A 12,122-nucleotide genomic window follows, 5' to 3' on the forward strand; every position below is an offset into this window, starting at 1 on the left:
TTAATAGTATGGTGATATCATCAAATAAACGATTACTCCGCTCAAACTAACATACAGCCAGATCGGCATAGTCCAACGAGCAATTTTGCGATGTTTGTCTACTTGATTGGCAAGCCCACGAAATAACGATAATAATGCCAGTGGCACAACGACAATCGCCAATAATATATGCGTAATTAAGATGAAAAAATAAATCCCTTTGGCAATCCCATCTCCACCGTATGATGTTGATTCAGACAAAAAGTGATACGTCACATACGATAGTAAAAACAATGTGGTAGTGACAAATGCCGCTAATACAAAGCTACGATGCATTCGAATATTTTTCTTTTTAATCGCAAATAACGCAATGACCAAAAACAAAAACGTAAAACTGTTAAATATAGCATTCAACAATGGCAGCATTAACAGATCAAAACCAATTTCTCCACTATAAGCAGGTAGAAAAAATAGTACAGCGACAAGACCGACAATTACAACGGTCAATACCGCCACAAGCGGTGTGTAATTTTTTTCTTTCATCTACGACGTTCCTCCAATGATTTATGTTCACATCTTATACTTTAGCTTAAATCTCACTCCCGTTACAATCGCTTTTTCATCGTTTTTGTCACAATCCCATGAATTGTTACAGAAGAACAGTTCACTTTAGACAATATCCACATATATTACTACAATGAACAATTTAATTAGCCCTGTATGGAAAGGAGCTCTTATGCAAACAAAAATTTTACTTGCTAGCCCTGTTAACCAAAAACCAATCATTTTAGCCTATTTTCTATTTGCTCTGCATTGTTTAGAAAAACAAGATTATCAGCTTGACATCCTTTTTGTTGACGATAACGAAGACGAAGCATCAAGCTTATTGTTAGAGCAATATAAAGAGGCGCGTGAAAATGTAACGATCATTAAGCATGAACAAACGAACGCTGAAAGCTATTATCGTAATGACCACACTCACTTTTGGAATGATAACTTAATTAATAAAGTAGCCACTATCAAAAACAACGTAATAGAATATGCACTCAAGCATAACTATGACGCATTAATGCTTATTGATTCCGATATTATGATCTTTCCCGATACTATTAATCGTCTGTTTGAAACAAATAAACCGATCATTTCTAATATTTTTTGGACGAAGTGGCAACAAAACACCGGTGAGATGCCACAGGTTTGGTTAATGGATGAATATTCATTTTATCGCAAAAATGGTAGTCAGTCAGTCGCTGAACAAGAGGTTTTGCAGCAAACGACCGAATTTCTTCACCAAATGCGTATTCCTGGTGTATATGAAGTAGGCGGATTAGGCGCATGTACTTTAATTAGACGCTCCGCTTTAGAAAAAGGAGTTAACTTTAAACGCATTGATAATGTATCTTTTTGGGGAGAAGATCGGCACTTTTGTATTCGCGCTGTCGCCCTTGGTATTCCATTGCATGTCGATACTTCAGAACCTGCTTTTCACATTTATCGCGAACCCGATCTAGCAGGGGCTGAGCAATATAAAAAGAAAATTTTAGATTACCAAGCTCAACAAACAAAAGCAACAATAAGTTTATGTATGGTCGTACACAATGACGAACAAACGCTGGAAAGATGTTTACATTCCGTTGCTACTTTTGTAGATGAAATAATTATCGTCGATTTGGGCTCTACTGACCGTACAACACAGATTGCCGCTTCCTATACCAACAATATTATTTCTTTCGAAGGAAATTTAGATTATGCCGCCGCCCGCAATTTATCATTTAGCAAAGCTACACAAAAATATGTCCTATGGCTTCACCCTGATGAAGTTTTATTAGAAGAAAATAAAGCTACTTTCAAACAATTACAAGAGGAGCTTGCAACTGCTGTTGCTAATAATATTGATGCTATCGCTTTTCTTACACCATCCACTAGTGAACAATTAAGCGAACGCCCCAAATACTTCCACTCCTATCAGTACCGTTTAATCAAACAAACCAATGAACCGCTATGGACCAGCGCTGCATACGAATATTTAACGTTACCTGACCATTATCAAACGAAAAAAAGCACCGTTAAAATTTCGCGAGAAACTAAAGATGCTCCTAAAAAACGCTATTTACCTATTTATCAACAGATGATCGCTGACAATATCCCACTTACTTCTCGAGACCAATACTATTATGGAAATGAATTAAAATACAATCAACAATATGCAGATGCCATTCATCAGTATGAACGATTTTTGGAACAAAAAGATATACCTAACAGTGAAAAAGCACGAGCGTGCTATTCGTTAGCCGATTGCTATCAAATAGAAGGCGACAAAAATATGCAGTGGTATGCACTATTTCATTCGTTCCGACTCGGTATTCCACAACCGGAAGCTCTATGTCGGATTGGCGCTATGTTGATGGAAGAGAAGCAATTAAAAGAAGCGAGTTATTGGTTGAATGCAGCATTAGATATTATAAAATCCACATCAAATGACAGTGACTTAGCACCAGATAGCTCGTATTGGACGTGGTTTCCAGCTTTGCAGCTTACACTTTGCCATGAACAAATGGGACAATTGGAAGAAGCACTTTCTTATATCGAATTAACCGTTTCTTATAATAATACACTTCCTTTCTTACTCGAAAAACAAGCGCAATTAAAACATGCACTTGATCTACAAAATAAAGATACTACTGATGAAGAGGATATACGTGATGACCAACTCGATGCCTAAAGTAACATTGTCTATGATTGTTCGCAACGAAGCTAATCGCCATTTACGTCAAGCACTAACAAATCATCGCCAATTTATCGATCAGGCTGTCATTATTGACGATGGTAGCAACGATCATACAGTAGCGATGTGCAAAGAAGTACTACACGATATTCCGTTAAAATTAATTTGCAATCCGCACTCTACATTTCATCATGAAGTAGATTTGCGTAAGCAGCAGTGGCAAGAAACCATCGCTACAAACCCAGAATGGATATTAAATTTAGATGCTGATGAATGGTTTGAAAATAACGATGGTCACGCATTAAAACTATTTTTGCAGTCAACAAGTAGCGATGCCATATATTTTCGTTTATTTGATATGTGGAACAATACGCACTATCGAGATGATCACTATTGGAGAGCACATCACTTATATCGTCCTTTTTTAGTTCGCTATAAACCAAATATAGACTATATATGGAAAGAGTCTGATCAACATAGCGGTAGATTTCCTCTATCCATTTCCGACTTCCCTTACCACTTGCATCAACTGCGCATCCAACATTTCGGTTGGGCAAGAGAAGCAGACCGACAAACAAAGTTTCAACGTTATATGGAGCTAGATGGTGATGGAAAAGATGGCTGGTTAGAACAATATCATTCCATTTTGGATGCTACCCCAAACTTAATTCCCTTTGACTAGCGATCCCACTATCTCAATCAACCATTAAAATACCAATAAGAAAAGCCTCTTTACTTGGTAAGTGGAATGATTTCATTCCCTTCAGTAAAGAGGCTTTTTGACGTTACTACAGTAATGCTTTCACTCTAGTAACAATGTTTTCTACTGTAAAACCATATTCTTTTATGACACGATCACCAGGTGCAGATGCGCCGAAGCGATCAATCGCTACGATATCTCCATCTTCCCCAACATATTTGTGCCAACCGAATGGATGTGCCATCTCAATCGCTAATCTTGCTTTTACTTCTGGTAAAATAACCGATTGACGATATGCTTTAGGTTGTTTTTCGAATAGATCCCAGCTAGGCATACTAACAACTCGAGCAGCGATTCCTTCCTGCTCTAATTGTTGCTTAGCAGCCAACGCTAGTTGAACTTCTGAACCTGTCGCCAATAATTGGACTTGTGGCTTACCATTCGCTGCATCTGCGATAACATAAGCACCTTTTTTCACTTGTTCCCGAGCTTCTTGCGCAGTACCTGGCAATATCGGTAAGTTTTGTCTCGTTAGTACAAGCGCTACAGGATTCTCTTTGTTTTCTAAAGCATATGCCCATGCTGCTGAAGTTTCATTAGCATCAGCCGGACGGATAACCGTCAAATCAGGAATAATTCGCAAAGAAGCTAGTTGCTCAATCGGCTCATGAGTAGGACCATCTTCACCGACTGCAATACTATCATGAGTAAGTACATAGACGACTGGCAACTTCATTAGTGCCGCCAATCGAATAGCTGGACGCAAGTAATCGGTAAAGACAAAGAATGTTCCACCGAACACTTTCACACCAGTATGTAAGCTCATCCCGTTCATAGCTGCTGCCATACCGAATTCCCGTACACCAAAGTATACGTTCCGTCCTTCATAACTGTCTGGCTTAAACTGTGTAATACCTTTCATGTGCGTCATCGTTGAACTTTCTAGATCCGCTGAACCGCCAATTAGCTGAGGAACAGATTGCGACAACACTTGAAGTGCATTACCAGATGCTACACGAGTCGATAGCGGATTGCTGCCTTCTTCGTATACTGGCAATTGCTCATCCCAACCAGCAGGCAAGTCGCCGTTTACTGCAATCTCAAATTGCTTTGCAAGTTCTGGATATGCTTCTTTATATTGTACAAACAATTGATCCCACTTAGCATTTGCTTGTTCGCCAGCAGCTTTTATTTCGGCAAAATGAGCGCTAACTTCGTCTGGCACATGAAACTCATGATCTTCTTGCCAACCATATACTTGTTTCGTTAGACGAGTCTCTTCCGTTCCAAGTGGTGAACCATGTGGACCAGCACTACCGCCCTTGCCACCTTTATTTGGACTTCCATATCCAATAACCGTCTTCACTTCAATAAGGGTTGGTTTTCCTTGCTCCGCTTGAGCATCTGCTACTGCTTGTGCAAGCGCAGCTAGATCATTACCATCAGTGACACGTAGCACTTGCCAGCCATATCCTTCAAAACGACTTTGTACTGTCTCTGAATAAGATAAATCTAATGCGCCATCCAATGAAATATCATTCGAATCGTACAGCACAATTAATTTACCCAACTGCAAATGACCAGCAAGTGAAGCCGCTTCGTGAGAAATTCCTTCCATCAAATCACCGTCACCACAAATAGAATACGTATAGTGGTCGATAAGAGAATAGTTAGGTTTATTGTATACAGTTGCCATATGTGCTTCTGCCATTGCCATTCCAACCGCCATCGCTACCCCTTGACCTAGTGGACCAGTAGTCGCATCGACACCTTTCGTGTGTCGGTATTCTGGATGTCCTGGAGTTAATGATCCCCACTGTCTGAAATTTTTCAATTCTTCCATTGGCAACTCGTAACCGCTCAAATGTAACAAACTATAAAGAAGCATCGACCCGTGTCCTGCTGACAGGACAAAACGATCACGATTTACCCAGTCTGGATTAGCAGGATTATGCACCATATTTTTAGCGAATAACTGATAACCCATCGGTGCTGATCCCATCGGCATTCCTGGGTGACCAGACTTCGCTTTTTCAATCGCATCGATAGATAACGTACGAATAGTATCAATCGACAGTTGATCGATTGATTTTTGTTGTTGAATCATACAAAATCCTCCAATTACACTTTTTTCTATTTATATACTTTGCTCATTGTAACACTGCTAATTAATTGAAAACAACCGTCTTATTCTGATGAACCAATATCCGATCTTCTAAATGCCATTTAACTGCTCTAGCTAAAACAACTTTTTCAATCGTACGTCCCATTCGTTTCAACTCGTCTACATTGTGTCGATGCGTTACTCGCTGCACATCCTGTTCAATGATAGGACCACCATCTAACTCCTCCGTCACATAATGCGCAGTTGCACCGATTATCTTTACTCCTCGTTGATAGGCTTGCGCATATGGTTTACCTCCTATAAAAGCTGGTAAGAAGGAATGATGGATGTTAATTATTCGATTCGGGAACTGCTCAATAAATTTTGGAGATACAATTTGCATATAACGAGCGAGTACTATCATATCTACTTTATCCGCAATTACCTCGATTTGCTTACGTTCCGCTTCGGCTTTCGTATCTGCTGTTACAGGTATATGATGATAAGGTATACCGAACGATTCAACTTGTTCCCTCATATCGTTATGGTTACTAATAACCATAGATATGTCTGCATCTAATTCCCCGGATTGCCATTGCCAAAGTAGCTCCATCAAACAATGATCTTCCTTTGAAACAAAAATTGCGATTCTTTTTTTACGACTTGCTCGAAATGTATGCCACTTCATATCAAATCGATCAGCCACTCTTGTGAAATCTTCTACAATAACTGGTAACTCTCGATCCATATCCTTTAACTCAAACTCAAAACGAATAAAGAACATGCCGCCTTCTGGATCCATCGTATATTGATCGGATTGAATAATGTTAGCTCCATGCTCGTATAAAAACTGCGATACTGCAGATACAATACCTGGTCGATCTGGGCAGGAGATTAGCATTCTTGCTCGATTAGCATTTTTATTGTTTACAGCTGCAACTACAGAATTATATTGCGCCGGCATAAATTTCAACTTCCTTTACATTAATTATCCATTACCTTTACATAAATTATTCATTACTTGATAACGAAATAATTTCTTACAAGTCGCTATCTATAAATAAAATGAGTCTATTATCTAAAAGTTAATTTCCTTTAGCAAACCAAGCAGTAAGACGATGATTAACTTGCTCTTCTGTTAATTCTGCATTTAAAACTTGTTCAGCTAAAATCATGTCATACAATCGCTCCATCGGTTCACGCGGATCAGCTTTTCTAGCTTTTGCATCTCCACGTAGCACTTCCCATGTAGATAATATATATTCACGAGCAACAATTTCTTTCGTCTGGAAATAATGCTCTATTTTCTCCACGTCTTCCAAAAAGGATTCGCCAAAGCGTTCCACTACCTCATCACGCATTAAAGCAATTTCCACTTCATACATTGGACGTTGTTTTTTACTATCTTTTCCTATCCAAGGAGTTTCCAATATAAATGGACGCCCTTGCAATAGCTCATGATGAATCACTCGCTTCAATGCAGCTTGTCCTAGCCAACCTGCGCCAAGTGGTGCATGACGATCTTTACTAGCTCCACGACTATTTTTACTATCATTGACGTGAACTACTGCAACTCTATCCAATCCTACTACTCGATCAAATTGTGCTAAAACGCCATCCAAATCATCGATTAAATCATAACCAGCATCATGCATATGACAAGTATCCATACATACAGTTAATCGTTCATTATGTTCAACCTTGTCTATTATAGCTGCAATTTCTTCAAAACTACGACCGATTTCGGTACCTTTGCCAGCCATCGTTTCTAACGCTATATTAACATTTGTTTCCTTTGTTCCTGCCAATACCTCATTTAAACCTTCGGCAATTCGATTAATACCAAATTCCGCATCTTTATCTGTATAAGCTCCAGGATGTAGCACAATATTTCGCACTCCAATATGTGATGTGCGACGTATTTCCTCTTGCAGGAAATTAACTGCTAATTCAAATGTATCTGGCTTGTATGATGCCAAATTAATAATATATGGAGCGTGAACTACTATTTCATTAATTCCCGATTGTTCCATCAACTGTCTGCCTTCTTCAATATAGAGAGCATCAATTGGTTTACGGCGAGTATTTTGCGGCGCACCAGTATAAATCATAAACGTGCTGGAGCCGTAAGATACTGCTTCTGTCGCTGCTGTCAGCAGCCCTTTATCCGAAAATGATACGTGTGACCCAATATTTATCATTAAGTTTTGCTCCTTTACCATTAGTCACACTTTATTTTACAAGGAATGTTCAACAAATGCCACAAATACGTTATAATTCATAATGAGGTGAGATAATATATGAACGGAACTCCAGAATGGTTTATGTACTTTATTCTTTTTTGGGGAATAGTAATGATCGTCGCAATGGCGATCGGCGGTTTTTTCATGTTCCGAAAATTTCTCAAAGTATTACCAAAAAGAGATGGAAAATCAAAGCTCGATTGGCAAAACTATTGGGTAGAGCGAAGCCGTCCGCTTTGGAATGATGAATCAAAAGAGATGCTGGATAAACTTGTAGCCCCTGTTCCTGGACCTTTTCGAGATATTGCTAAACATTCTATCGCTGCAAAAATAGGCGAAGTTGCAATCGGATATGGCGCTGACAAAGTCACATACGACCACTGTGTGGAAGGTTACATAAGAGCAACACCTAAACGTGATTATCGTGTTCTCATGACATTTTTGCATCGTGAAGGCATTGAGTACAAGCAATTTGAACATCTGATTAATAAATAATCACTTGCCAATAATGGGTCACGTTTAGCTTATTTAATGATTAAATTAAAAAATATGCAACCTAATGAGTGTTTGAAACGTCTTAGTATGTGGGAGGTGGTTCATTTTATGAACTCATCAAAGAAAAGAAGACACTCACAAAAAGTAGCAGCCAGTGCATTACTGCTCGCCGTAATGCTTACAGTGTCTGCATGTGGGGATAGTAACAAACCTAAAGAAAACCCAAATCAAATCGAACAGCCAGCTGGTAATGACCAATTACCTGAAGGTAGCGGCATGATAGATTCAGGCGTAGCTAACAATAACGAATCGTCTACGGACCAACCAGTAGATGGTGCTAATAATGGTAGCCAACCAGGTTCCCAAACAAATGAACAAACTGCACCTGGCGACACACCAACAGATAATGGTTCAGCAACATCAGAAAGCCCCGATCCAGTAAGCCAACCTATTCAAGCTACTGGTGAATATGTAGGACAAATCGATTCGAATTCTGTTGAAATAAACGTTAACAACGAACCTTTATCTATGCAGCTCACTGATGAGACTCGAGCTATTATCGAGGAACTAGATAGCGATGTTCCCGTACAACTTGAGTATACAGAACAAGCGCTTAACGATGGTAGCAATAGTATCGTTCGGACGTTACTGAGTATCAAAAAAGCTAATTAAAACGATTGGATAACGCCCATTTCAATCTAAATATTTCACTCGGAGGGACGATTGATGCAAGTACTTATCGCTGGTGGTAGTGGTTTTGTTGGACAAGCTTTGGCAAAAGCTTTATTGCAGCGAGACGATGAAGTGATCATTGTTTCTCGTCACAGTAAACCTGCTTCCAACTTGGTCTATAGTCAATACTATACTTGGGACGACATCACCACTACCCCTTCGCTGATTGAAAATGTACATGCTATTGTTAATTTATCCGGCGCAACGATTAATCAGCGTTGGACCAAAAAAGCAAAACAAAATATTGTTTCCTCCAGATTGTGGTCGGCAAGTAAACTTGCCGACCTACTTTCGTTTTGCAAACATAACCCCGTCGTTGTAAACGCTTCTGGCATTTCTGTATATGGGAACGATTGGGATACGATCTTTCATGAAAATAGTCCTGTAACAACATCAGACTTTTTGTCGCAAGTTGTTCATGCTTGGGAACAAGCAGCAGATCAGATCAATGCTTCTCGACTTATCAAACTTAGAATCGGAGTCGTCCTTGCCCGCAAAGGCGGAGCTTTTCCGCTTATGTGCTTACCTTACCGCTTGTTAGTTGGTGGAAAAATTGGTCCGGGTAAACAACCTATCTCTTGGATTCACTTAGACGATCTGGCACAGCTCATTATATATTGTATCGATCACAATGAAATAAAAGGTGTTGTTAATGGTTCTGCTCCTCACCCAATTACCAACAATGAATTCGGAAAAGCGATTGGACGTGCACTAGGCAAGCCACATTATTTTCCGCTTCCTGGTTGGGCTTTACAACTTGTTCTAGGTGAAATGTCGCAACTATTATTAACGGGGCAGCATGCCATCCCAGAAAAAGCTCTTAACTGCGGATTTAAATTCCAATATCCGACCGCTGATGTAGCCATGAAGCAAATATTTACGAATTCAAACCATAGTTAAGTAGCTATTAATTCATATATAGGACCGTCAATACCTGCAAGTTGTACTTTATCAGCAAGCTGCAAACGATACGATTTGTAAGGTACCATCGGTATCTCGTTTAATGTGCTACCATTTTGCGAGCCTAAATCTTTAATATAATAAGATTCACCTTTACGTTCAACTTCCAAATGAAGTCGTGATACGCCTATCGCATCGTCTTTTATTACAGCCGTTCGACCGACGGTTACTTTCCGCAGGTTAGCCGACAAATTAAATTTTTTAGGTTCTCCAGCCCATGATCTTTGTAAACTAAAACTTTGATCCCGCCCATCACTTTGTTCTGAATCACTTGTTTCTAACATTGATGTAAGCGATAACACTGTTGTAGGTGGTATCGCAGCCGCCTCTGAAGTTTGATCTTTCTGTAGCAGTTCCTCTGCTGGCTTCTCTTGTTTGTGTTGAAATGAACCGTCCCACGCTTGCATCGTACTTATCTGCTGCTCCCTGTTCTGGTTACCCTCTTCGATGGATCTATACGATTGTTTCCTTAGAAAAGAATCAAACTTCTCTTCTGCTATTTCCACTTTCTCCTTTTGCTTTAACACATCAAATTCATCATTATCCCATTCATCTTCTTCATACGTTGATTTAGTTTTTTCTGATCTTGCAATGATGTAAGCAACAGCAATAATAAAACAAGTAAGAGCAATACTTATATATAGTTTAAAATTTGTGAAATCTACAAAATATATAAATCTCCAGACAAATGCAATAAATAAAAACGCTATAACTATCGTTACTCTTTTTCTCTTATCATTAATTACTGACTCTGAACTTTCCCTGTTAAATAATTGCTCTATTTCTGCCTCTACTTCTATTTCTATTTCTTTCCCGTTCACTTCCTCAACTTCTTCTGTTACGTTTACTATTTTGTCTCTATCTCCTAATTTTACATCCTCTTTACGTGTATGCTGTGTAACGTTACGATCTAATTTTTCACGCTTCATTTCATTATTTACTAGAATGCTTTTTTGGATCTCCTCCTTTTCTTGTTTTGTATTTATACTCACAGTTTGAATGCTAGACTTTTCTCGTTGCTCAATTAACCGCAAAGCAGTCGCACGTAACAATTCAATCGGCCAATCGTCTGACTGAAAACATCGCAATATTTGTTGCAAACTTGCACCATCTAGCTGCTCAATATAAAGGGTACAGTGCATAATCAATGATAATAATGATCTATATTCCACACTTTCTTTTACATAAAGCAAAGGCATATACGTTAATTTAATATCATGCCACTGCTCTCCAATATATACAAATTGCTCATGTAGCAAACACCCTTCCAAACGTAGCATATAATCTTCACAACTAGTTAAAGCATCCACTATACCAAGCACTAAATGATAAAATTGATCCATCGTAAATGGCGCTCGTTGTAATCGATGTACTAACATCGAGACACCGTCTAAATTATAAATAAAACTTAACCCACCATCCATCTCCAGCCAATCTACAGGTAATAAAAAAGGGATATTTCCAAATTGTAATATTTGTAATTCTAGTTCCTCTAACTGCGTTCTTACAATACTAGGTGAACGTGTAATAATCATTTTATGTCCGCGATTCATTGTAAAATCTACCATTAATGCTTTCAACTGCGATGTAACACCTCCTACTATAAAAGTTGATATATTTATGGCTGCTTACAGTTCTATAATAGTTATAAAAGCAGGAAAAACAGCGATCATAAACGGAAATGTCGTTCCAGACTTTGCCCATCGTAGCCAAAAATGTTGCAACTGTATGTTACTTGTCCCATACGATATCATCATAAACTGAACGAAACGTTGTAAACGATCCTTCAACGTTCTTCTAATTAAAAGAAGCAAGCAGCCGATAATTCCCGCATACAATATCGAGTAAAAAATAAGTTGCAATATAGCATTTGATCCTAGACAAATACCTGCAACTGCAAACCATTTCACATCACCAGCGCCTATTCCTTGTAACAGATATATTATGAACATAGGTACAAATCCACAGACTAAGCCTAACAAGGCTGTAACTAATCCCGATGTGCCAGATAAACTAATAACAGTTAACCAGCTAGCAATAAAAAATATAATAGCCAATTTATTAGGAATAATTCTCCAACGAACATCTGTATACAAAGCTAGTATTAAAAATAATAGTACAATTAAATTCGTTATCACCGATCACTTCTTTCTTCTAATAGCTCCTTTACTTTACTGTAATTCA

Annotated in this window: 11 protein-coding genes; 5 read left to right on the forward strand and 6 right to left on the reverse strand. The window is 38.6% G+C overall.

Features of this window, described 5'->3' with window-relative positions; genetic code table 11:
- Positions 1-522, reverse strand: a complete 522-nt coding sequence (locus ACFSTH_RS15480) for a DUF420 domain-containing protein (RefSeq protein ID WP_377769440.1) — start codon at positions 520-522, stop codon at positions 1-3.
- Positions 523-715: 193 nt separating this feature from the next.
- Between ACFSTH_RS15480 and ACFSTH_RS15485 the strand changes: the two genes are divergently transcribed.
- The gene (locus tag ACFSTH_RS15485) at positions 716-2,701 is read left to right on the forward strand and encodes a glycosyltransferase (RefSeq protein WP_377769441.1); all 1,986 of its coding nucleotides are present in this window, start codon (positions 716-718) and stop codon (positions 2,699-2,701) included.
- Positions 2,682-3,386: a glycosyltransferase gene (locus ACFSTH_RS15490; protein ID WP_377769442.1), complete on the forward strand. Its 705-nt coding sequence runs from the start codon at positions 2,682-2,684 to the stop codon at positions 3,384-3,386. The genes ACFSTH_RS15485 and ACFSTH_RS15490 overlap by 20 nt, the downstream gene beginning before the upstream one ends.
- Positions 3,387-3,492: 106 nt before the next feature.
- Here the strand turns inward: ACFSTH_RS15490 and tkt are convergent, their stop codons facing one another.
- The 3 genes from tkt to ACFSTH_RS15505 all read right to left on the reverse strand — a co-directional run bounded on the left by tkt (position 3,493) and on the right by ACFSTH_RS15505 (position 7,709).
- Positions 3,493-5,511 (reverse strand): transketolase, encoded by a 2,019-nt coding sequence (tkt, locus tag ACFSTH_RS15495; RefSeq protein WP_377769443.1) that lies wholly within the window; start codon positions 5,509-5,511, stop codon positions 3,493-3,495.
- 61 nt (positions 5,512-5,572) lie between these two features.
- The gene (gene purU, locus ACFSTH_RS15500) at positions 5,573-6,472 is read right to left on the reverse strand and encodes a formyltetrahydrofolate deformylase (protein ID WP_377769444.1); all 900 of its coding nucleotides are present in this window, start codon (positions 6,470-6,472) and stop codon (positions 5,573-5,575) included.
- A gap of 121 nt (positions 6,473-6,593) precedes the next feature.
- Positions 6,594-7,709, reverse strand: a complete 1,116-nt coding sequence (locus ACFSTH_RS15505; RefSeq protein ID WP_377769445.1) for a deoxyribonuclease IV — start codon at positions 7,707-7,709, stop codon at positions 6,594-6,596.
- A gap of 99 nt (positions 7,710-7,808) precedes the next feature.
- Between ACFSTH_RS15505 and ACFSTH_RS15510 the strand changes: the two genes are divergently transcribed.
- The 3 genes from ACFSTH_RS15510 (at position 7,809) to ACFSTH_RS15520 (ending at position 9,878) form a co-directional block, all read left to right on the forward strand.
- Positions 7,809-8,246: a DUF2621 family protein gene (locus ACFSTH_RS15510; protein ID WP_377769446.1), complete on the forward strand. Its 438-nt coding sequence runs from the start codon at positions 7,809-7,811 to the stop codon at positions 8,244-8,246.
- A gap of 108 nt (positions 8,247-8,354) precedes the next feature.
- On the forward strand, positions 8,355-8,918 hold the full coding sequence (locus ACFSTH_RS15515) for a hypothetical protein (RefSeq protein WP_377769447.1): 564 nt from the start codon (positions 8,355-8,357) through the stop codon (positions 8,916-8,918).
- Positions 8,919-8,972: 54 nt separating this feature from the next.
- On the forward strand, positions 8,973-9,878 hold the full coding sequence (locus tag ACFSTH_RS15520) for a TIGR01777 family oxidoreductase (protein ID WP_377769448.1): 906 nt from the start codon (positions 8,973-8,975) through the stop codon (positions 9,876-9,878).
- Here ACFSTH_RS15520 and ACFSTH_RS15525 read toward each other — a convergent pair.
- Positions 9,875-11,518, reverse strand: coding sequence for a DUF6382 domain-containing protein (locus ACFSTH_RS15525; protein WP_377769449.1), 1,644 nt, complete (start codon positions 11,516-11,518; stop codon positions 9,875-9,877). The two genes, ACFSTH_RS15520 and ACFSTH_RS15525, sit on opposite strands and share 4 nt — an antisense overlap.
- Positions 11,519-11,566: 48 nt before the next feature.
- Positions 11,567-12,076: an A24 family peptidase gene (locus tag ACFSTH_RS15530; protein ID WP_377769450.1), complete on the reverse strand. Its 510-nt coding sequence runs from the start codon at positions 12,074-12,076 to the stop codon at positions 11,567-11,569.
- Positions 12,077-12,122: the final 46 nt, after the last annotated feature.

The sequence above is a fragment of the Paenibacillus yanchengensis genome (assembly GCF_042684845.1).
Taxonomy (GTDB): Bacteria; Bacillota; Bacilli; order Paenibacillales; family Paenibacillaceae; genus Pristimantibacillus; species Pristimantibacillus yanchengensis.